The following is a 20,418-nucleotide window of genomic DNA, read 5'->3' as shown; positions in this document are numbered from 1 at the left end:
GACTAACTAGAGTCGGTGCCATGCGGATCCGGATCGACGGCAGCGATCTCCCAGGTCAGCGCCCCGGTGCGGAGGCCGACGCGTTGCGGTTGGGCAACGTGCACGTCGGGGTGCAGCGCAAGGCCGAGGTGGTCGATCAGGTGCCGGCCGACGCGGCCAGCGCCACCTGGTCCGTCGAGGTGTCCAGCCGCGAGGTCGACGGAGCGCTCGACGTCGGTGGCCCCTGGGTGCACGGCCGGCCTGGGGCGCGGTTTCTCTACCTGAGTTGGGGCGCGGTGACCCAGGACGGCTTCGCCATGTTCCGACGAGCGAAGTTGATGTTCACCGACGTGCCGACCGAGCTGCTGCGCGCCGCCCACGAGGGCAACGGGACACTGGTCGGCCGGGTCGGATTGACCGACGCCGCCGGTGGGCCGATCTGCGCCCGGGTGCGACCACCCGCCATCGTCTGGGCGGTGCAGTGAGTGTCGTCGCCCCGGCTAGCCGCCGAAGTCGACGCCGCTGAGCGAGACCGAGCGGTGCGCGGCGAGGTGTTCGGCCTGCGCGGTGACGGCCTTACGGGTGGCGTCCGACAGCCGCTGCCACGGCTGGACGGCGACCGTCAGCGTCCTGCCGGACTTGCGGGGGCGCCAGGTGCCGACCAGATCCCCGTCGACCAGGACGGCGCCGGGGCGACCCAACACCGGCCACAGCTCCTTGGCGTGGGCGGCGTCCGGCACCAGTGTTGCCCGGTCCTTGGCCTGAAGGAACAGGTCGAACGGGCCGAGCAGGCGGGTGACCCTGCCGTCGGCCGACTCCAGCGCCTCCCCGTCGGCCGCCAGCAGGGAGCGCACCTCGCCGTCGACCGTCACCTCGATCACGTCGTCGGGCCAGTGCGCCTTCACGTCCTTCACCGGGGCGTCGAGATAGTCGGCCACCTGTTTCGGGGTGGCCGGGCCGAGCAGGCGAAGGTACCCGCGAACGAGGTCGAATCGGTCACCCGGGGCGGCTGCTCTGGTGAACCCGGTGATGCGCCGCAGGACCGGAGGTGAGGTGTCGAGTTGCAACTCCAGCCCGGCCCGCACGGCGGCCAGCCGGAACGGCATCTCGTAGAGGTGCGTGGCGTCGCACGCCCGGCAGAATCGCAGATACGGCTCGGGCAACATCGTGGCCAGGCGGCCGGAGACATCCCCCTTGACCGTCGGCTTGCTGACGATGGCCCGCATCCGGGCGGCGACCTCGTCCAGCGCTGCGAGAGTGCCGATGCCGGCAGCCTTCAACGGCTTCGCGGCGTCGTAGATGCGCTTGCCCGCGTCGGCCTCGGAGAAGGGCTCGACCCCGGCCGCCACCTTCCCGACGTCGGCCCGGCGGTAGAGGTGGGGAGCGCCTCGCACGGTCCACAACAGGACCACCTCCGCGTCCGACAACGCGGTCACGTCGACCCCGCGTATCGCCAGCGCCCACCGGGCGCCGTCCGGACCGGTGTTCTGCACCCCGAGGTCCAGGACGGCGGTGTCGGCGAGCGTGCCCTCGTCCCGGTCGAGCTGCTGGGCCCGGACCCGGAAGTTCATCACCTGGTGCCGATCGACCATGTCAGCACCCTAGTTGGGGCGGCGCCCTCGGTGGGTCCAGGCGCGCAGCGCCCATTCGACCGGGCCGTACCGGAACCGCCGCAGCCACCACGCGCTGGCCGCCAACTGGACCGCGAAGATCACCAGTGCGATCAGGAGTGTCTGTGCCGGCGAGGTGCGACCGACCAGGCCCCACCCGACACCGGTGAACACGAGCACGCACAGGAGCGACTGGGTCAGGTAGTTCGTCAGGGCCATCCGCCCGGCGGGCGCCAGTATGTCCGCGACGCGCGGGCGCCGCGTGAACAGGCGCAGCAGGGTCGCGGCGTAGGCCGCGGCCAGGAACGGCGCGGTGACGATGCTGACCATCAGCCCGGTCAGGTTCGCCGTGCCACCACCGACGGCGAACACGAGGGCACCGGCCAGCCCGATCGGATATCCCACCTTCTCGCACCGGCGTAGCAGCACCTCGTGCGCGGGCACGGCGCTGAGAAGCCGGTGCTTGCCGGCGGCGAGACCGACGAGGAACGCCGCGAACGCCAGGGGGCCCTGCACGGCGAGGCCACCGATCATCGCCGGCATCGACCGCAGGTGCTCCAGGACGACATCGCCGAGGCCACCGCCGAGCGCCAGCGTCGAACGCGTACCGGCATCGACCGCGGCGGCCTCGTCCGGAACCAGCGTGGCGCCGAGGACCGCGGCGAGCCCGACCACGAGGGCGATGCCGCCGATGATGGCCGCCGCCGCGATCAGCGCGGTGCGGGGCTCGATCCGCCGGACCGCGAGCAGCGCGAGACCGAGCAGCGCGTACGTGGTGAGGATGTCGCCGTGGAACAGCAGCACCGCGTGCAGCACCCCGAGAACGAACAACCCGGAGAGCCGGCGCAGGAACGCCGGGCGGAACGCCGCACCGCGCCGCGCCGCGGAGTCGAGTTGCAGGGTGAAGCTGTAGCCGAACAGGAAGGCGAACAGCAGGTACGCCTTCATCGCGAACAACAGCTCCACCGCGCCGACGATCAGTAGGTCGACCGCGTCGCGCGTCGGATCGTCGACGAGGTGGAAGTCGTAGCCGGAGCTGAAGAACACGATGTTCACCAGCAGGATGAGCAGCAGCGCACTTCCGCGCAGCGCGTCCACGGCGGTGATTCGGGCGGGAGTGTCCCCGGGCGAGGGCTGGGCACGGCCGTCGCCCGGTCGGTCGAATCGGGTCACATTCATGATGTCCAGCCTCCGGAGCGTGGCCCCCTGCCGGGAAGTGCTTTCGTCACACGCGGTGTCGTGACGAAAAGACACCATCCCCGGGCGGAGGGAGACGGTTCCCTCCGCGCGGCGATCCGCTCGCCCCGCCGTTCGGCGACGGTGATCTCGGATCTGCCAACGCCCGCCGTTGAGATGGAGACGACGCCGTGACTCGACCACCAGGTACGAACACCCGACCCGCCCCGCCGCCGTCCTGGGGCCGCCGAGCCGGTCACGTGGCGTGGATCGCCCCCGTGCTGGGGTTCATCCCGCTGCACGTGCCATGGATCCTGGGCATCCCGATGTTCGCCAACCCTGGCCCGTTCCGCGAGTGGTACCACGGTCGCGGGCCGGGGGTGGGGGATCACCCGGTCAACGGTTTCCTGGGCCTGCCGGCCGGCGCGTTCTACCTGGGTCTCCTGTGCGTCCTCGCCGGGCTCGGCGGCGTTCTGGCGCTGGGGCTCATCAAGGACTGGGGCGTGGTCTTTCCCCGGTGGGTGCCGTGGCTGCGCGGACGTCGGGTGCCACCGTGGGTGCCGCTGACGCCGACGGCGCTGGGATCCGCCCTGATGATCGGCTACTCGGCGACCCTGCCCTGGCAGTTCGCCGCGGACCTGCCGGAGTCCAGTGCGGAGGACATCTTCACCCCGGCCGGCGTCCTGATCGGCCTCCCGCTCCTACTGGCCTGGACGGTCGCGTTGCCGCTGGCCGGATGGTCCTACTACCGCCGTACCCGTCTGCCGCGACGCGACCGGCGGCGCTGGTCGGCGTCAGTGGATGATCGACCAGCGCCGCCGCGAGATTGATCGTCGTTTGGACTTCCGCTATCGTCCGCGTCCGTGAAATCTTCCCGTCTTGCCTCTGCCATGTTGATCCTTGCCGTTTCGGCGGCCCTCGCCGCCTGTGGCGACACCGATAAGGCGACGACCGCCGGATCCACGACGCCCGCTCCCACCTCCGCGGCCCCGTCCGCGGTGGCCACCTCCGCTGCCGCCACGCCGGCCTCGTCGCCCGCTGCGGGCGCGGCGACCGACAAGCAGCTCTGCGTCGCGGTGAAGAAGGCCAGCGACGAGATGAGGGCCGAGATGGTGAAGGTCGCCACGACTGGCGACGCGTCGGCGGCGGACTTCAAGAAGATCCTGACTGGGCTGGAGCAGAAGGTGACCACGGTCGCCTCGACCGGCGACGGCACGTTGGCCGACGCGCTGCGGACGTTCGGCGCCGAGGCGGCCAAGGCCGCGGCCGCGGCGGACCCGGCGACCGCCGCCGACAACCCAGCCTTCGAGAAGGCCGGCAAGGACATCAGCGCCGCCTGCAAGGCCCACGGGGTCAGCATGGTTCTCTGACCATCGCGGCCTGAACAGGTCGGATGTGATGACGGACGGCCCCCACGCCTGAGCGTGGGGGCCGTCCGTCGCAAACGGAGGTGTCAGCCGCCGGCGAAGGTCGTGTCGACGCCGCACTTGGCGTTCTGGTTGAGGCAGGACTTCACCAGGTCGCCGAGACGCTCCGGCTCCCAGGCGTTCATGAAGTCGCCGTGCATGGATGACGGCTTGCCGGAGGAGAGGCTGAGGCCGTCACCGCCCAGCGACTCGTAGTTGACCATGAAGGAGAGATCCGGCACGGCCACCGGGTACTTGCCGGTGCAGACGCCGTTCACCGGGTCGCCCATGTGCGACTTGTGATCGGGTGAGTCGATGTTCTTGCCGTCCCAGCAGTCCTTGAACACGAGCTGGAAGATCAGGTTGCCGCCGGGGGCGCACCTCGGCCAGTTGCCGTCGGCGCTGCGGCCGATCTCGGCGCTGCCCGCGCACCAGAACTGGTTGCTACCGGCGTTCTTCGGAGTGTCCACCTGCCGCTTGGCGTCGCCTTCGACCACCACCAGGCCCGGCGGGAAGGGCTTGACCGTCGACGGGTCCTTGACCCGTGAGCCGTAGTAGACGCGCATGCTCTTGATCGGCACGGCCTTGCCGTCCTTGCGCAGCTCCGGGGTCCAGTAGGCGCTCCTGTCCCCGGGGGCGTTGCAGGTGTTCGGCGCGGCGAACAGCTTGTCCGTCGTGGTGAAGGCGTCGATCTTCGGGCCGAAGAAGGTGTGCAGGTGCGAGGCACCCGGGAGGCCAGGCACGACGATCGGGTCGTCCGGGGCCGAACTCGCGACGCCGCAATCGGTGTGGAACTCGGGCACCCGGGTGGTGCCCGGCGGCACCGCCTTCGGCTTGATGGCGTTGAAGGCGGCCAGTTCCCTGCTCCACTTGGCCTGGTCGACCGGCACCCAGCCGCCGGCCGGCGCGCTCGGCGGGACGGACGTCGACGGGGACGCGGACGCGGACGCGGTGGAACTCGGCGTGGCCGACGGGACGGCCGACGTGCTCGGCGTGGCCGACGCGCTCGGCGACGTGCCCGTCGCGGGGCCGAACGTGAACCAGTTCAGGTTCACGAAATCCGACGTCGAGGCGCTCTTCACGACCGCGAAGACGGTCTGCGCGCCGGCCGGCACACCCGACGCCTTCGCGGTGACGGTCGTCCACTTCTGCCAGCCGCCGGTCTGGGCGATCGGGAAGCTGGCCAGCAGTTGACCGTTCCGGGCGCCGAGGTGCAACTCGACAGTGCCGCCGGCGCCGTTGTGCGAGGCGACCCGGGCCGTCAGGTCGACGCCCGTCACCGACACACCGTCGTAGCGCAGCCAGTCGCCGCTGGCCAGCCAGCCAACGTTGCGGCCGCCGTCGGCGTCGCCGGTGCCCTCGGTCTGCGCACCGGACTGTGCCGCGAATGCCTCCGCCTGCACCCGACCGGGCACGGCCACCTCTTCGGCCTGAGCGCCGGCGATGTAGATGCCACTGCCGGCCAGCGCGGCGACGACCGCGGAGGCGAGCGTGACGCGGGTGAGACGACGACGCTTTCGCGCCCGATCCGGCGGTGCGACGTGCGCGGGGGGAGTCCGCATTACCAGTGGTGTCCTTCGAGTCGACGACAAAGGTCCTGTCGGAAGGAGTATGTGCACGTCAAGGGCCTGCATCAACTCGCGGGGAAAGAATTAAGGGGGCCGGTCGGCAAGTGCCCTGGCAGCCAGCGAGGCGACTCGGGATGACAATTTTTCGCACGTACAGCCTTAAGTTTCTTTTAAATCCCACCGCCCCGTTCTGGTTCGGTGATTACGAATTTCGAGTAACGAATTGTGGTCCAATTTCTCGGCCTCATTCGCCGACCAGCTCGACGGAGATGGCCGGCGACAGCGCGCGCAGGAAGTCGGGCGCGTCGAACATCTCGCCGGCAGAGGCAACGCCGCTGGTCCTCGTCTGTCCATCGAGGATGCGCCGGACCGCCTCCACGGCCAGGGGCGCGCTGACGGCGTAGATGTCCCGGCCAGTGGCCACGACGCGGCGGCGCGTGTCGCCGCGGCGCACGATGACGTCGACAGTGAACGTCTGCGCTGACCGGCCCAGCCCGTCGACCGCGACCGGCGCTGCCGCCGCGGCCAGGTCGGTGGCGGCGTCGACGCTCATGTACGTGCGAACCTCGGGAATGCTCAGGTGACGGGGGATGGTGACGACGTCGGCCATGGTGAACTCACCGAGGACGGTGCGCCGGCCCAGCGGCGCGGGAAAGTCCCAGTCCACCCTCGGCAGATCCCCACCGGAGTGGTACTCCAACCGGCCGCCGGTGTAGCGGACCCGGCGGCCGGCGCGGCGCTCGCGGGAGACGGCGCCCGCGGCGACCGTCCCGGCCGTCGGGTGCCAGCTGCTCAGTCCGTACGCGACGTGCGCCTCGTCGGCCGACGTCCAGTCGCCCATCGCCGTCGTCGCGAGCAGGTCGCCGAGCCCACCGAAGAAGGCCATCGCCGGGACCACCGCGACACCGGCCGCCCGGGCGCGCTCGGTGAAGTGCGCGAACGTGTCGAGGTTGGCCTCGATCTCGGCCGCCACGTCCACGTACGGGATTCCGGCGCGCAGCGCGGCCTCGATCACGCCGGCGGCGGTCGCCGCGAACGGGCCGGCGCAGTTGACGACCGCGTCCACCCCGGTCAGCGCCGCGTCGAGCGAGGCCGGATCGTCGGCCGACGCCACCCGGTAGGCGAGTCCGAACGCCTCCAACTGGCGCGGGTCGCGGCCCACCGGCAGCGCATCGAACCCGCGCTCGCCCAGCTCCGTCATCACGAACCGTCCGGTGTGCCCGTACGCCCCGAACACCGCCACTCTGTGGCCCATCACTGCCCCCTCGAAAGATCGACTGGGACCAGCCTCCCGCGGCGGCGGGCGACCGACCAGTGTCGGGAACGCCAAGCCTCGTACAATTTCGGACATGGCTCTTGTCGCGATCGCCGCCACCGACGGAATGCTGCACTTCGAGCTGGCCCTGGCCTGCGAGGTCTTCGCCCACGACCCCTCCGGCCTGGCCGATCCCTGGTACGAGGTGGCGGTCTGCGGACCCGGTCCGGTCCGGGTCGGCCGCTTCCTGATGGCGCCCGACGACGGGCTGGACCGCCTCTCCCGGGCCGACACCGTGATCATCCCGTCGATCGAGGACGTTGACGGGGACGTACCCGCCGACCTGCTCGACGCGGTCCGCGCGGCCCACCGCGCGGGCGCCCGGATGGTCTCGCTCTGCACCGGCGCGTTCGTGCTGGCCGCCGCCGGGGTGCTCGACGGGCTGCGGGCCACCACCCACTGGGCCCACACCGAGGTGCTGGCCGCCCGCTATCCCCGGGTACGGGTCGACCCGGACGTGCTCTACGTCGACAACGGCACCGTGCTCGCCTCCGCCGGCAAGGCCGCCGCGCTCGACCTGTGCCTGCACCTGATCCGCCGCGACCACGGCCCGACAGTCGCCAACGCCGTCGCCCGCCGCCTGGTCGTGCCACCGCACCGCGCCGGCGGTCAGGCCCAGTACGTGACCACCCCGGTACCCGCCCGCGACGACCACCCGCTGGCCACCCTGTTCCCCTGGGCGTTGGCCCGCCTGGACCGGCCGCTGACCGTCGAGGACCTGGCCCGGCAGGCGAACATGAGCTCGCGCAACCTGGCCCGCCACTTCCGGTCGGCCACCGGCACCACCCCACTGCTGTGGCTGTCGACGCAGCGGGTCCGCCGCGCCCAGGAGCTGCTGGAGAAGACCGACGACAGCATCGACGCCATCGCCCAGGCGGCCGGCATGGGCACCGCCGCGACGCTGCGTCGACACTTCCACCGCACCGTCGGCGTGCCGCCGGACGCGTACCGGCGCACCTTCCGGGCCACCGGGCCTGCCGTCGGCTGACCGTGCCGTCAGTGCTGGTCGGGGCGTTGACGGGCGAACGCGTCGCGCTTGCCCCAACGGCCGGGAATGTCCAGGAGCGCGATCCGCCCGAAGGTGGTGGGCAGCGCCGGGTCCACGGCCAGGTGGTCCTCGTGCGGGTTGATACCGAGCATGGTGCGGATCAGCAGCATGGTCGCTCCGCTGGACCACGCCTGCGGGCTGCCGGCGGTCGGGTACCGAATCGGGAACCGGGTGGTGTCGCGGTCGAACCCACCGAACGCCTCGGGTAGCCGACCCTCGAAGTAGGTGGCGGCGGAGAGGATGCCCTCGGCGATGCGGGCCGCCTCGCTACCGAACCCGTAACGGCGCAGACCCCAGGCGATGAACGAGTTGTCGAACGGCCAGACCGTGCCGTTGTGGTAGCCGAGCGGGTTGTAACGGCGCTGCCCCTCGGCGAACGTCCGCACCCCCCAACCGGAGAACAGCGCCGGACCCATCAGGTGCTCGACCACCCGGCGAGCCCGCTCCGGCGGCACGATGCCGCTCCACAACAGGTGCCCGATGTTGGACGACAGGCTGTCCACGGGTGTGCCGTCATGGTCGAGCGCGAGGGCGTAGAAGCCGCGGTCCTCAAGCCAGAAGTCCCGGTTGAACCGGTCGTACAGGGCCGCCGCCTCACTCTCCAGCCGCTCGGCGTAGACGGGATCACCCCAGAAGGTACGGGCCAGCCGTGCTCCTCTGATCTTCGCGTCGTAGGCGTACCCCTGGATTTCGCAGGTGGCCCTCGGGAAGCCCGGCAGCCGGCCGTCGGCGTAGGAGATGCTGTCCCAGGAGTCCTTCCAGCACTGGTTCTCCAGGCCGGTGGAGCGGTTGCGTCGCTGGTACCAGACGTAGCCCGTAGAGGTCAGGTCCGCGTACAGGTCGATCCAGGCCAGGGCGGCGCGAGCCTCCTGCTCCAACTCCATCACCAGCGCGGTGTCGCCGCTCCACCGCTCGTACTCGTCGAGCAGCACCACGAACAGCGGTGAGGCGTCCACCGTGCCGTAGTACGGGGAGTGTGGCTGCTCCTCGAACGCGGCCGACTCCCCGTAGCGCAGCTCGTGCAGGATCCGGCCCGGGTCCTCCTCCAGCACGTCGTCAGTCCGGGCGCCCTGCAACGACGCGAGGATCCGCAGTGTCGGTGGGGTCAGCGACGGGGTGACGGGCAGGGTCTGTAGGCAGGTCAACAGACTGTCGCGGCCGAACAGGGTCATGAACCAGGGCAACCCGGCCGCGGGCACGCTCGCGCCGCTGAGTGAGAGCGGGGCGAAGCGCAGCGCCGCCAGGTCCACCAGGCTGCGGTGGTAGACCTGTTGGAGGCCGACGCTGTCGGTGTCCAGGGTCGGTGCCGCCGCGACCCAGGCCCGCACGCTCGTCGGCAGCGTGGACTCGTCCGGCCGTAGGGCGCGCAGGGCGGAGCGCAGGTCGACGCCGTCCGGGCGCAACGCCAGCATGACGGCCTGCAACCGGGTCGACCACTGCTGCCCGGGGCGCAGCCGGACCGCGAACCGAAGGCCGCCCGGGTCGAACTCCGCGGGCTCACTCGCCGACACGACAACCTCACGTCGGTAGGTGCCGCGCCGGTAGCCCAGGCGCAACTCGTTCGGGCCGACGTGTGTGTAGCGCGCGCCGGTCTTGTCACCGATGTCGAACTTGATCTCGAAGATGTCGGCGAAGTCGGCGGCCACCTCCAAGCGCACGTCGAGCGTCATGTCCCGCTCGCCGTAATTGAAGATGGTGAGGGACTCGCTGAGGTCTGGGCCGATGCGCCGGCGCCGAATCGCCGACACGTCGGCTTCCACGTAGTCCACCGCCGCGCCAGGCACCGCGAAGAACGTGACCTCGAAGTACTGACTGTCGTCCACCGAGAGCGCGGTCATGCACTCGCCGTTGACGGTGAGCCTCCAACGGGACAGAAAGCGTGTGTCGGCGGCGAAGAGACCGACCGGCGTGCTCGGGGACGACTGCACGTCGCCGCTGGCGTCGGACACCATGAAGGTGTTCCCGTCGATGCACGCCACGGTGCCCGCGATGTCCCTCATCGGTCACGCCCCGCTGTCGGAGTCGTCGCGTTGAAGCGGCCCGGGCTCTCGCGGGAACAGCCGTCCGATGCGCAACGCCAGGCCGAGGTCGCCGTCGACCATGATCTCGCCCCGGGTGATCGCCGCCAGCCCGTTCACCTCGCCCCGCGCCATCGCCTCCGCGACCTGCGCGGACACCTGGATCACCGTGGTGGCGGGAGCACCGCTCCGGGTCACCCGCATCCGGCCGTGATTGATGACCAGCAGCCACTGCTCCAGGTGGCCGCCGTCGCGGATGTCGAATCGCACGCTCCCGCAGACCTTGCTGAACCGCGGATCCTGGCCAGCGACCGTCAACCGCTCGAAGAAGGTGCTGGTCGCCGACATCCCACCTCCTCGGGCGCTGGTAAGAGCGGATGCCGGCTACCCGGTGCGGGTCACTTCTAACGCCGGGCGGCGCCAGTTGCTCAGGGTGCGAGCGAGAAGCGGGTCCAGGTGGTCGCGTCCGTGGTGACGAGGACGTGGTCCGGCTCGCCCGTCGACCCGTCGTCGCGCCCGAAGATCCAGGCGTAGCCGGGCGCGACACTGACCGAACCGACGAGCCGGCCGTACTCCCGGGCGACCGTGAAGTGCTCCCCGTCGTCCCGGCTGACCAGCAGCCGGGCGCGGCGGTCGGGTTCGGTGCCATCACCGGTGGTGATCGCCAGCAGGGATCGGTCCGACCCCACCGTGAGGTCGTAGTGCAGCTGATCCGGCAGCGTGGCGCCGGTGTCCGCCCAGGTCTTCGCGCCGTCCGTGGTCCGCAACAGCCGCACCCCGCCACCCGCCGTCGACGACTGGGTCAGCACGTACCCTTCCTGGTTGTCGAGCCCGACCGCCGTGATCACCTCGGTGTCGTCGCCCACCTCCCAGGTGGTCCAGGTCGCGCCTCGGTCGGCGCTGCGGGCGACGGTCGACCCCCGGGAGCTCCCCATCCGGTACGCGGCCCAGATGCTGCCGTCCGCTGCCGGGTAGAGGCTGGACAACGGACGCCACGAGGGTGCCGTGGCGGTGAGCCGGTACACCGTTCCACTCGACGGGTCCACCGCCAGCGCCTCCGACACCGGCCCACAGCCGAACCCGCAGAGGACCGGTCGGGCCGTCGCCGGGAACGTGGGTACGGCGACGATCGCGGATTCCGCGTCCCGCCAGGTGCGGCCGTAGTCGGTGGAGAGGTGGGCCAGCCCGGAGTCGGTGACCAGGTAGGATCGCTCACCGAGGACGAAGAAGTCCGTGCCGCTGCCCGGCGTCCCGGCCGCACATCGGGTGCCCTCGAAGCGCGCCGCGTCCCAGTCCGACCAGCTGCGGCCACCGTCGCCGGTGTGGGCGAAGCGCACGACGCAGCCGTCCTGCCGCACGTCGACCGCGGAGTCGGGCCCGGTCAGCGTGAATTGACTGAACTGCGCACTCGACGGCGTCGGCGGGTCGGCCGGCGCGGCCCGGTCCGGCTCGGCCACCAGCGGTACGACCGCCAGCCCGGCCAGTACGACCAGCGTCGCCGTCACCATCGCGACCGACCGGTGCCGACGGGACCGGGCGGTGGTTCGCAGCTCGTCGAGGGGTGGCTGCGAGACGGCCTCGGTGACGGTGTCCACGTCGAAGCCGGAGAACTCACGACCGGACATCGATCCTCCCGGTTTCCGTAGCGTCGGTGTCGGCAAGCAGCGCCGCCAGGGCGACCCGACCCCGGGACAGCCGGGACTTCACCGTCCCGGACGAGACGCCCAGCGTGGCGGCGACCTCGTCCACCGGCAGATCGACGAGGTAGTGCAGGGCCAGCGCGTGGCGCTGCCCCTCGGGCAGCACGCGCAGTGCGGCGAGCAGGGCGAGGTGCTCCGGGGAATGGTCGGCGACGGCCGGCGGCGGGCCGATCCGGCGCAGCAGCCCGTCGAGCATCCGGCGGCGGCGGTACCGGCTGCGGGCCCAGTTCACCGCGACCCGACGCAACCATGCCTCCGGGTTCTCCAGCCCGGCGAACCGCCCAGGCGCCATCAGCGCTCGGGTGAACGCCTCCTGCACCGCCTCCTGCGCCTCGGTCAGGTCCCCGGTCACCGCGTACAGCTGGACGACCAGGCGTCGGAAACAGCCGGCGTAGAGCTCGGAGATCAGATCGCCGTCGGACACCGTCACCTCCCTTCTCCACCAATCCCACCAGCGGGCCGGGAAGAAGGTTCCGGTGACCGACCAGAATCCGGTCAGCCGAGGTTGAAGTCCACCACGACCGGCGCCCGACGAACCCGCACGGGCGTCGCCGCATCGAAGCCGGCGGCGTCGCGGTGCCAGACCGGCGGGGTGTACGCGCAGTCGCAGCGCAGTTTCACCCGCTGCCCGGGCAGCAGGCGCAGGGCGTAACCGGTGCCCACGTCCGCCACGCCGGCCAGGTCCCCGGTGGCCGCGTCGAACGCGATCACCTGGGCGTAGGTGAGCAGCTCGTCGACCCGAACCGCTCCGCTGAGCGGCGTACCGGCGGGCAGCGCCTGGTTCAGGGTCACCGTCTGTTGGGCGCGGACCCGCACCGGCCGCGCCTGCTGCCGACCGCCCACCCCACCGGACCACACGGTCGCCAGCCCGGCGGCGGCGAACTGCACGGGCCAGTGGTACGGGCCGAGTCCGGTGATCGTGTAGCGGCCGTTCTCGTCGGTGGTCGGGCCGTGATCGCCGTACTTCGGGTGCGGCACGTAGGGCACCACCATGACCAGCGCCCGGGGGATCGGCGCACCCGTCGCCGCGTCGGTCACCACTCCGACGACGGTGCCCGGCGGGTCGAGCCGGATGACCGGCGCGTTGGTCACCACGCCGGGCCGCACCTGAATCACCTGTGCCCGCTCGCGGTCACCGGTGCCGCCGTGCTGGCCGACCCACTGCCAGCCGTGCGTCGTCCTGTCGTAGGGGCGCACCAGCAGCCGGTACCTCCCCGGGGCGACGTCCCCGGTCACCAGGACGCCCTGCTCGTCGGCGCAGCCCCCGTACCGCCCGAGTTGGTCCTCACCGATGCTGACCGCCGCCAACGCCGCGGCGTCCACCGGGACGAGCGCGGCGCAGGCCCGGGGGACCGGCGCGCCGGTCGTCGCGTCCCGCACCACCGTTCGGACGCCGCCGGGCGCGGGCGGCACCGAGCCGGAGGGACCCGCGGTGGCCGGCGCGGCGGCTGCCCCGATGAGCAGCGCGACGGCGATGGGGGTGGTCAGGTGGCGCAGCAGAGCACGGCTCATGGGGGTGTCCTTCCGGCGGCGCGGGCGGCGTGGGCCGACGGTAACGGCTTTCGGATAATCCGAATCGGTCAATGTCAGCAGGTCGACCCTTGCCGAACGCGTTCCCGCCCACGCCGCCTCGGATGAGACGTTCTGGGCCGAACCTGGCGCATCCGGCACCTGTACGACATAGCGTCACGGGGGCGGACCACCGCCGCCCCCGCCGGCGGACCGGCGGCGACGCCCACCGGAAGGGACCGGACATGAGTCGTGTCGACAGTGTGCTCCTGCCGGAGCTGGACGGGCCGGTGCCGGCGACGCTGCCGAGCGCGCTCGGTCTGCTGAGCCTGGCCCTTGGTGTGGGCGCGCTGGTCGCGCCCGGACCCATTGCGCGGATGGCCGGGGTGGACGACGCCGCGGCCGCGCGCGCCGTGCTTCCGGCCATCGGCCTGCGGGAGCTGGGCAGCGCCGCCGGCCTGCTCAGCGGCCGCCACCCGGCCGGCTGGGCCTGGAGCCGGGTGGCCGGCGACGCCATGGACCTCACCCTGCTCGGGCGGGCCCTCGCCGACCGTGGCGGTGAACGCCGCCGCCGGGTCGCGCTGACCACCCTCGCCATCGCCGGCATCACCGCCGTGGACGTGCTCGCCGCCGTACGCGTCGGCCGGGCTCGACGGGCCCGCGCCCGGGTGATCCGGATGCAGATCGCGGTGACGGTGAACCGGTCACCCGCCGAGGCGTACCGCTTCTGGCGGGACATGGAGAACCTGCCCCGGTTCATGGCGCACCTGGAGTCCGTACGCGCCGACGACCTGCGCCGCTCGCACTGGATCGCCCGTGGTCCGGCCGGGCACCGCGTCGAGTGGGACGCCGAGATCATCGACGACCAGCCGAACAAGTCGATCACCTGGCGGTCGTTGCCGGGGACCCGGGTGCCCAACGCCGGCCGGGTCCGGTTCGTACCCGCGCCCGGCGACCGGGGGACCGAGGTGCGGGTGGAACTGCGCTACGCCCCGCCGGCCGGCGCGTTCGGCCGAGCGGTGGCGAAGCTCTTCGGCGAGGAACCCGAGCAGCAGGTCCGGGACGACCTGCGCCGCTTCAAGCAGGTGCTGGAGACCGGCGAGGTCGTCCGTTCCGAGGGCAGCCCCAACGGCATCTCCGTACGCCAGCAGGCCATGCAGCGTCCAGCCCAGCCGCTGCCGGCGTCCCGCCGCTGACCGCCCGAGCTCTCCGAAAGGGACCGAGAATGAAGGCCACCGCCTGGATGGGCACCGACAGCGTCAAGGTCATCGACGTACCCGACCCGAAGATCATGAACGCCCGAGACGCGATCGTCCGGATCAGCACCACCGCGATCTGCGGCTCCGACCTGCACCTCTACCACGGCTACATCCCCGCGATGCGCAAGGGCGACATCCTCGGCCACGAGTTCATGGGCGAGGTGGTGGAGGTGGGCCCGCAGGTCCGCAACCTCACCCCGGGCGACCGGGTGGTGGTGCCCTTCCCGATCGCCTGCGGGCACTGCTCGTCGTGCCAGCGCGGCCTCTACTCGGTCTGCGAGAACTCCAACCCGAACGCCGGCATCGCCGAGAAGATCATGGGGCACTCGCCGGCCGGCATCTTCGGCTACTCCCACCTGCTTGGCGGCTACGCGGGCGGCCAGGCCGAGTACGCGAGGGTGCCGTTCGCCGACGTCGGTCCGATCAAGGTGCCCGACGAGGTCAGCGACGACCAGGCGGTCATGCTGGCCGACGTGTTCCCGACCGGCTACATGGGTGCCGAGATGTGCGACATCAAGCCCGGGCAGGTGATCGCCGTCTGGGGCGCCGGGCCGGTCGGGCTGCTCGCCGCGGCCAGCGCCCGGCTGCTCGGCGCGGAGCGGGTGATCGTCATCGACCGGTTCCCGTACCGGCTGCGGCTGGCCCGGGAGCACATCGACGCCGAGACGATCAACTACGAGGAAGTCGACGTGCTGGACACCCTCAACGAGATGACCGCCGGCCGGGGCCCCGACGCGTGCATCGACGCGGTGGGCCTGGAGGGCCACCACGGCAACGCCGCCATGTACGCGTACGACCGGGCCAAGCAGGCCGCGCGGGTCGAGACGGAACGGCCGTTCGCGCTGCGGCAGGCGATCCTGGCCTGCCGCTCGGGTGGGGTGGTCTCGGTGGTCGGCGCGTACGGCGGCTTCGTCGACAAGTTCCCGATGGGCGCGTTCATGAACCGCTCACTGGTCATGCGGACCGGTCAGTGCCATGTCCAGCGCTACACCCGGCCGCTGCTGGAGCGCATTCAGCGCGGCGAGATCGACCCGAGCTTCATCGTCAGCCACCGGATGCCGCTGCGCGACGCCCCGAAGGGCTACAAGATCTTTCAGAAGAAGCAGGACGACTGCACGAAGGTGCTGCTCAAGGTCTGATCGGAGCGCGGGTCGTGCGGTGACGTACGGTGTCGGCCGACGATCGGAGGCATCGGCACCGCCTCCGGAAAGGGGCGCCCGTGCCGGTCTACCGCCACCCAGGCACCATCATCACCGACCACCGTTTCCAGGTACCGCTCGACCATGCCGACCCGGCCGGCGAGCGGATCGAGGTGTACGCCCGCGAGGTCGTGGCCGTCGGCAAGGAGCGCGAGTCTCTGCCGTGGCTGCTCTTCCTGCAGGGCGGCCCCGGTGGCCGATCGCCCCGCCCAATGGGCCGGGACAGCTGGCTGGACCGGGCGCTGGACGACTACCGGGTGCTGCTGCTCGACCAGCGCGGCACCGGGCGCTCCACCCTCGCCGACCGGCACACGCTGCCGCTGCGCGGCGACGCGACCGCCCAGGCCCGGTACCTGGCGCACTTTCGAGCCGACTCGATCGTCCGCGACGGTGAACTGATCCGCCGGGAACTTCTCGGCGACGACGGTCGGTGGAGCCTGCTCGGCCAGAGCTACGGCGGCTTCTGCACCCTCACCTACCTGTCGTACGCGCCCGACGGCGTCCGCGAGGCGTTCGTGACCGGCGGTCTGCCCGGTCTGCGCAGCACGGCCGACGACGTCTACCGGGCCGCCTACCCACGGGTGCGGCGCAAGGTCGAGGCGCACTACGCGCGCTACCCGGAGGACGTCGAGACCGTCCGGGCCGTCGTGCGACACCTGCGGGAGCGGGAGGTGCGGCTGCCCGGCGGGGGACTGCTGACCGCCGAGGCGTTCCAGGCCATCGGCATCATGCTGGGCAGCGGCAACGGGTCGCACGCACTGCACTACCTGCTCGAGGACGCCTTCCTGCCCGGGATGCCCGGCCAGCAGCTCTCCGACCCGTTCCTCGCCGAGGTCCAGGGCCACCTGTCGTACGCGAACCGCCCGCTCTACGCGCTGCTGCACGAGTCGATCTACGGCCAGCGTTCGGTGACACCGCGCGCCACCGGGTGGGCGGCCGAGGCGGTGCGGGCCGAGTTCCCGCGGTTCGACGCCGACCGGGCGTTGGCGGAGGACCGGCCGGTGCTGCTGACCGGCGAGATGATCTATCCGTGGATGGTCGTCACCGACCCCGCGCTGGCCCCGCTGGCCGAGGCGGCGGAGCTGCTGGCGCGACGTACGGACTGGCCGGACCTGTACGACCCGGAGCAGTTGGCCCGCAACGAGGTGCCGGTCGCCGCCGCGATCTACCACGACGACATGTACGTCGACACCGACGACTCGTTGGCCACCGCGCGAGCGGTGCGCGGCCTACGTCCCTGGATCACCAACGAGTACGAGCACGACGGCCTGCGAGAAAGCGGGGGCCGCGTCCTCGACCGGCTGATCCGGCTGGTTCGCGGCGAGATGTGAGGCCGTGCCCGCCCGATGACGCGAAGTCCGGGTCGACGGGCGACCCCGTTTGCGGCCAGGGAGCCTGGGAACTCGCCCCGTTCGTCCGCTGGCAGGCTTGAGGGCCGGTCGAGGAGACGGAAGGAGCGAGTCATGGAGTACGAGCAGATGATCGCCACGGTACGGCAGCGCGCGGGCCTCGGGGAGAACGAGGCCGTCCGGTCCATACAGGCCGTCCTGTCGGTGCTCGGCGAACGGCTCGCCGGCCGGGAGGCCGACAACCTGGCAGCACAGCTACCGGATCGGCTGGACGCGTCCGTCACCCGTAACCCACAGGGTCGCCGGTGGGACGTCGGTGAGTTTCTGAAGCACGTCGGCGACCGGGAGCAGGTCGCGGACGCCGACCAGGTGCGTCAACACGCCCAGGCGGTGTTGCGCACCGTGGCCGAAGCGCTCGATGACGACGATCGCCACGACCTGCTCGCGCAGCTTCCCGGCGGCATCATCGATCTCTTCGGCGTTCCCACCCCGCGCGGCTGAGCAGCGCCCCGGCCGCAGAGTTCGGGCCATGGATCCAACGGACCGAGGGCCCGGCACCGAGGCGGACGTCTGAGCAACCGGCACGCCGGTCGAGCCACGCCTAGCGGGGACGGACTCCGGGCTCCACCGTCAGGGTCCCCGCCACGGCATCGATCGTGGCCCGCGAACCGAGCGGAACGGTGAGCTGACCATTGCCGTGCCCGAGTCGGAGCCCGCCCAGGACCGGCACGCCCAGGTCGTAGAGGCGGTCCTTCAGCACCGCCGCCGCGTCCCACTCACCCGGCTCGCCGACGCTGTTGGTGATCTGACCGATGACCACCCCGGCAACCCTGGACAGCACGCCCACCCGGCGCAGCTCGGTCAGCATGCTGTCGATGCTGTACGGAGCCTCGTCAACGTCCTCGAAGAACAGGATCGCGTCGTTGAACTTCGGCGAGTCCGCCGCACCGAGCGACGTGGAGATCAGTGTCAGGCAGCCGCCGAGCAGAGGGCCCGATGCCCGCCCCGGCACCAGCACGGAGGCGGCCGTCTCGGCCGGATCCCTGGTGATCGTGACGGGCGCGGTGGTCATCACCGCCTGACGCAGTGCCTCGGCCGACTCCGGGCCGGTGCGCGCGTCGCTCCAGTTGACCATGGGGCCGTAGAAGGTGACCAGGCCGGTGTCGCGCCAGAGCTTGCCGTGGATGCTGGTGATGTCGCTGAAGCCGACGATCACCCGGGGATCGCGGCGCAGAGCGGAGACGTCGATCTGGTCGACGATCCGCTGGGTGCCGTAACCGCCGCGGGCGGCGAAGACCGCACGAACCCCCGGGTCGGTGAGCGCGGCGTTCAGGTCGGCCAGCCGCTCCGCGTCGGTGCCGGCCAGGTAGCCGTACTTGGTGAAGACGTGCCTGCCCAGCTCGACCTTCAGACCCCAGCTGCGCAGGATCTCGATGCCGCGGGCCATGTTCGTGGGGTCGGGGGTGCTGCCGGGCGACACGACCCGAACCAGGTCACCGGGCGCCAGCACCGGCGCCCGCAGCACGCGTTTCGCGCCACCCGGGGCAGCGGCCACCGGCGCTGCCGTGCCGACGAGCGCCGCGCCACCGGCAGCCGCCGCTCCCATCCGCAGCATGTGCCGACGGGACAGGGCCACCTGTGCGGGCCCCTGCGTCGGGACGGGGTCGGTTCCAGAAGTGGTCACCGGCAACCCTCCATCATCATCGATGTGCGAGTCGCCACAGCCTACGACAGTCTTCGATGAGCGTGGGGGTCCACAAGGGACACGCGGAGGCTTACGGGATCGGCCAGTCGTGCACCGGCCGGTTGCTGTGCATCAGGTCCACGTAGTGCCGGACCACCTCGCGCAGCGCCTCCGGCCGGTCCAGGTGGTCGGCGGTCTCCAGCCGGTGCAACGTCTCCACCTGCCAGGTCGCGCCATTGCGACCGGTCAGGCAGCGCTGCTCGATGATGCCGAGCAGCCGGTCCCGCTCGGCCGGGTCGAGCCCCCACCGGTCCAGGCCGTGATGCGCCATTGGCAGCAACCGGCGCAACACCAACTCGGTGACGGGCAGGTAGCCGAGACCGGGCCAGAAGACCTGCGCGTCGATGCCGTGCCGGGCGCAGCTGGTGAAGTTCTCCTCGGCGGCGCTGAACGACATCTGCGACCACAGTGGCCGGTCCGATTCGGCGAGGGCGCGAACCAACCCGAAGTAGAAGGCGCCGTTGGCGATGGTGTCCAACACGGTCGGGCCGGCGGGCAGCACCCGATTCTCCACCCGCAGGTGCGGACGGCCCCGCGACACGTCGTACACCGGGCGGTTCCACCGGTAGACGGTGCCGTTGTGCAGGCGCAACTCGGCCAGATTGGGCACCTCGCCGGCCGCGAGGGCCTGCGCCGGGTCCTCCGGGTCGCAGACCGGCAGCAGCGCCGGGAAGTAGCGCACATTCTCCTCGAACAGGTCGAACACGCTGGTGATCCAGCGTTCGCCGAACCAGACCCGGGGGCGTACCCCCTGGGCTTTGATCTCTTCCGACCGGGTGTCGGTGGCCTGCTGGAACAGCGGGATGCGGGTCTCGCGCCACAGCTCCCGGCCGAAGAACAGCGGCGAGTTCGCCCCGACCGCGACCTGGATGCCGGCCACCGCCTGGGCGGCGTTCCAGTAGTCGGCGAACTGGGCCGGGCTGACCTGGAGGTGGAACTGGGTGCTGGTGCAGGCCGCCTCCGGGGTGATCGTGTCGGCGGTGACCGCCAGGCGTTCCACCCCGCTGATGGCGATCGGCAGATCCTCGCCCCGGGCCGCGAAGATCTGCTCGTTGAGCAGCTTGTAGCGGGGGTTGGCCGACAGCGTCTCGGCGGTCAGGTGCTCGGGGCGCAGCGTCGGCAGGATGCCGATCATGACCATGTGCGCGCCGATCGCCCGGGCCTTCACCTCGGCGGCGTTGAGGCTGGCCCGCACGTACTCCTCGAAGTCGGCCGTGCCGGTGCCGGTCAGCCGACGCGGCGGCACGTTGATCTCGATGTTGAACTGGCCCAGCTCGGTCTGGAAGCTCGGATCGGCGATGGCCGCCAGCACATCGGCGTTGCGCATCGCCGGATTCGACGCCTCGTCGACCAGGTTCAGCTCGATCTCCACGCCGGTCATCGGCCGGTCGAGGTCGAAGCGGGACTCGCGCAGCATCTCGGCGAAGACGTCCAGACAGCGACGGACCTTGTCGCGGTAGCGGGCGCGATCCTCTCGACTGAAGGTTCGCACGCCGACGTCCTCGCCCATGGTCACCACCCTGTCACCGCTGGTTCCC

Annotated in this window: 19 protein-coding genes; 8 read left to right on the top strand and 11 right to left on the bottom strand. The window is 71.4% G+C overall.

Annotated features, from left to right (window positions below):
* Nucleotides 1–20: 20 nt before the first annotated feature.
* The gene (locus tag AC5L30_RS24640) at nt 21–464 is read left to right on the top strand and encodes a DUF5990 family protein (RefSeq protein WP_494869992.1); all 444 of its coding nucleotides are present in this window, start codon (nt 21–23) and stop codon (nt 462–464) included.
* A 15-nt stretch (nt 465–479) separates the two neighbouring features.
* Here the strand turns inward: AC5L30_RS24640 and AC5L30_RS24635 are convergent, their stop codons facing one another.
* The gene (locus AC5L30_RS24635) at nt 480–1,571 is read right to left on the bottom strand and encodes a winged helix DNA-binding domain-containing protein (protein ID WP_494869991.1); all 1,092 of its coding nucleotides are present in this window, start codon (nt 1,569–1,571) and stop codon (nt 480–482) included.
* Nucleotides 1,572–1,580: 9 nt separating this feature from the next.
* On the bottom strand, nt 1,581–2,768 hold the full coding sequence (locus tag AC5L30_RS24630; protein ID WP_494869990.1) for a DUF418 domain-containing protein: 1,188 nt from the start codon (nt 2,766–2,768) through the stop codon (nt 1,581–1,583).
* A gap of 188 nt (nt 2,769–2,956) precedes the next feature.
* On the opposite strand from AC5L30_RS24630, the gene AC5L30_RS24625 reads away from it, so the two are divergent.
* Together AC5L30_RS24625 and AC5L30_RS24620 are read left to right on the top strand one after the other, a co-directional pair.
* Nucleotides 2,957–3,595, top strand: coding sequence for a hypothetical protein (locus tag AC5L30_RS24625; RefSeq protein ID WP_494869989.1), 639 nt, complete (start codon nt 2,957–2,959; stop codon nt 3,593–3,595).
* Nucleotides 3,596–3,628: 33 nt separating this feature from the next.
* The gene (locus AC5L30_RS24620; protein ID WP_494869988.1) at nt 3,629–4,135 is read left to right on the top strand and encodes a hypothetical protein; all 507 of its coding nucleotides are present in this window, start codon (nt 3,629–3,631) and stop codon (nt 4,133–4,135) included.
* Between the two features lie 83 nt (nt 4,136–4,218).
* On the opposite strand, the gene AC5L30_RS24615 is transcribed toward AC5L30_RS24620, so the two are convergent.
* Both AC5L30_RS24615 and AC5L30_RS24610 read right to left on the bottom strand, forming a co-directional pair.
* Nucleotides 4,219–5,733, bottom strand: a complete 1,515-nt coding sequence (locus tag AC5L30_RS24615) for a DUF1996 domain-containing protein (RefSeq protein WP_494869987.1) — start codon at nt 5,731–5,733, stop codon at nt 4,219–4,221.
* A gap of 250 nt (nt 5,734–5,983) precedes the next feature.
* Nucleotides 5,984–6,994, bottom strand: a complete 1,011-nt coding sequence (locus AC5L30_RS24610; protein ID WP_494869986.1) for a saccharopine dehydrogenase NADP-binding domain-containing protein — start codon at nt 6,992–6,994, stop codon at nt 5,984–5,986.
* 94 nt (nt 6,995–7,088) lie between these two features.
* Between AC5L30_RS24610 and AC5L30_RS24605 the strand changes: the two genes are divergently transcribed.
* Nucleotides 7,089–8,042: a helix-turn-helix domain-containing protein gene (locus tag AC5L30_RS24605; protein ID WP_494869985.1), complete on the top strand. Its 954-nt coding sequence runs from the start codon at nt 7,089–7,091 to the stop codon at nt 8,040–8,042.
* Between the two features lie 8 nt (nt 8,043–8,050).
* Here the strand turns inward: AC5L30_RS24605 and AC5L30_RS24600 are convergent, their stop codons facing one another.
* The 5 genes from AC5L30_RS24600 to AC5L30_RS24580 form a co-directional block, all read right to left on the bottom strand.
* Complete coding sequence (locus AC5L30_RS24600) at nt 8,051–10,102, bottom strand: amylo-alpha-1,6-glucosidase (protein ID WP_494869984.1); 2,052 nt, start codon at nt 10,100–10,102, stop codon at nt 8,051–8,053.
* A 3-nt stretch (nt 10,103–10,105) separates the two neighbouring features.
* Complete coding sequence (locus AC5L30_RS24595) at nt 10,106–10,468, bottom strand: SCP2 sterol-binding domain-containing protein (RefSeq protein ID WP_494869983.1); 363 nt, start codon at nt 10,466–10,468, stop codon at nt 10,106–10,108.
* An 80-nt stretch (nt 10,469–10,548) separates the two neighbouring features.
* The gene (locus tag AC5L30_RS24590; RefSeq protein WP_494869982.1) at nt 10,549–11,745 is read right to left on the bottom strand and encodes a WD40/YVTN/BNR-like repeat-containing protein; all 1,197 of its coding nucleotides are present in this window, start codon (nt 11,743–11,745) and stop codon (nt 10,549–10,551) included.
* On the bottom strand, nt 11,732–12,244 hold the full coding sequence (locus tag AC5L30_RS24585; RefSeq protein ID WP_494869981.1) for an RNA polymerase sigma factor: 513 nt from the start codon (nt 12,242–12,244) through the stop codon (nt 11,732–11,734). The genes AC5L30_RS24590 and AC5L30_RS24585 overlap by 14 nt, the downstream gene beginning before the upstream one ends.
* Before the next feature lie 71 nt (nt 12,245–12,315).
* A complete protein-coding gene (locus AC5L30_RS24580; RefSeq protein WP_494869980.1) occupies nt 12,316–13,332 on the bottom strand; it encodes a carboxypeptidase-like regulatory domain-containing protein in 1,017 nt (338 codons plus the stop codon).
* 242 nt (nt 13,333–13,574) lie between these two features.
* On the opposite strand from AC5L30_RS24580, the gene AC5L30_RS24575 reads away from it, so the two are divergent.
* The 4 genes from AC5L30_RS24575 (at nt 13,575) to AC5L30_RS24560 (ending at nt 17,637) form a co-directional block, all read left to right on the top strand.
* Complete coding sequence (locus tag AC5L30_RS24575; RefSeq protein ID WP_494869979.1) at nt 13,575–14,525, top strand: SRPBCC family protein; 951 nt, start codon at nt 13,575–13,577, stop codon at nt 14,523–14,525.
* A gap of 29 nt (nt 14,526–14,554) precedes the next feature.
* Entirely contained in the window at nt 14,555–15,727 is a 1,173-nt protein-coding gene (locus tag AC5L30_RS24570; RefSeq protein ID WP_494869978.1) for a zinc-dependent alcohol dehydrogenase, read from the top strand.
* Between the two features lie 80 nt (nt 15,728–15,807).
* Complete coding sequence (locus tag AC5L30_RS24565; protein ID WP_494869977.1) at nt 15,808–17,118, top strand: alpha/beta fold hydrolase; 1,311 nt, start codon at nt 15,808–15,810, stop codon at nt 17,116–17,118.
* A gap of 132 nt (nt 17,119–17,250) precedes the next feature.
* Complete coding sequence (locus AC5L30_RS24560; protein WP_494869976.1) at nt 17,251–17,637, top strand: DUF2267 domain-containing protein; 387 nt, start codon at nt 17,251–17,253, stop codon at nt 17,635–17,637.
* A gap of 100 nt (nt 17,638–17,737) precedes the next feature.
* On the opposite strand, the gene AC5L30_RS24555 is transcribed toward AC5L30_RS24560, so the two are convergent.
* Nucleotides 17,738–18,820, bottom strand: coding sequence for a S66 peptidase family protein (locus tag AC5L30_RS24555; RefSeq protein ID WP_494869975.1), 1,083 nt, complete (start codon nt 18,818–18,820; stop codon nt 17,738–17,740).
* Nucleotides 18,821–18,911: 91 nt separating this feature from the next.
* Nucleotides 18,912–20,390, bottom strand: coding sequence for a glutamate-cysteine ligase family protein (locus AC5L30_RS24550; protein WP_494869974.1), 1,479 nt, complete (start codon nt 20,388–20,390; stop codon nt 18,912–18,914).
* Nucleotides 20,391–20,418 lie beyond the last annotated feature (28 nt).

Source organism: Micromonospora sp. BQ32, assembly GCF_059358895.1.
This window is presented reverse-complemented; position numbering and strand designations above follow the sequence as displayed.

Excerpts from the sequence above, each read along its gene's own strand:
- AC5L30_RS24640 (WP_494869992.1), top strand. The coding sequence starts at position 21 with ATGCGGATCCGGATCGACGGCAGCGATCTCCCAGGTCAGCGCCCCGGT.
- AC5L30_RS24635 (WP_494869991.1), bottom strand. The coding sequence starts at position 1,571 with ATGGTCGATCGGCACCAGGTGATGAACTTCCGGGTCCGGGCCCAGCAG.
- AC5L30_RS24630 (WP_494869990.1), bottom strand. The coding sequence starts at position 2,768 with ATGAATGTGACCCGATTCGACCGACCGGGCGACGGCCGTGCCCAGCCC.
- AC5L30_RS24615 (WP_494869987.1), bottom strand. The coding sequence starts at position 5,733 with ATGCGGACTCCCCCCGCGCACGTCGCACCGCCGGATCGGGCGCGAAAG.
- AC5L30_RS24610 (WP_494869986.1), bottom strand. The coding sequence starts at position 6,994 with ATGGGCCACAGAGTGGCGGTGTTCGGGGCGTACGGGCACACCGGACGG.
- AC5L30_RS24605 (WP_494869985.1), top strand. The coding sequence starts at position 7,089 with ATGGCTCTTGTCGCGATCGCCGCCACCGACGGAATGCTGCACTTCGAG.
- AC5L30_RS24600 (WP_494869984.1), bottom strand. The coding sequence starts at position 10,102 with ATGAGGGACATCGCGGGCACCGTGGCGTGCATCGACGGGAACACCTTC.
- AC5L30_RS24595 (WP_494869983.1), bottom strand. The coding sequence starts at position 10,468 with ATGTCGGCGACCAGCACCTTCTTCGAGCGGTTGACGGTCGCTGGCCAG.
- AC5L30_RS24590 (WP_494869982.1), bottom strand. The coding sequence starts at position 11,745 with ATGTCCGGTCGTGAGTTCTCCGGCTTCGACGTGGACACCGTCACCGAG.
- AC5L30_RS24580 (WP_494869980.1), bottom strand. The coding sequence starts at position 13,332 with ATGAGCCGTGCTCTGCTGCGCCACCTGACCACCCCCATCGCCGTCGCG.
- AC5L30_RS24575 (WP_494869979.1), top strand. The coding sequence starts at position 13,575 with ATGAGTCGTGTCGACAGTGTGCTCCTGCCGGAGCTGGACGGGCCGGTG.
- AC5L30_RS24570 (WP_494869978.1), top strand. The coding sequence starts at position 14,555 with ATGAAGGCCACCGCCTGGATGGGCACCGACAGCGTCAAGGTCATCGAC.
- AC5L30_RS24560 (WP_494869976.1), top strand. The coding sequence starts at position 17,251 with ATGGAGTACGAGCAGATGATCGCCACGGTACGGCAGCGCGCGGGCCTC.
- AC5L30_RS24550 (WP_494869974.1), bottom strand. The coding sequence starts at position 20,390 with ATGGGCGAGGACGTCGGCGTGCGAACCTTCAGTCGAGAGGATCGCGCC.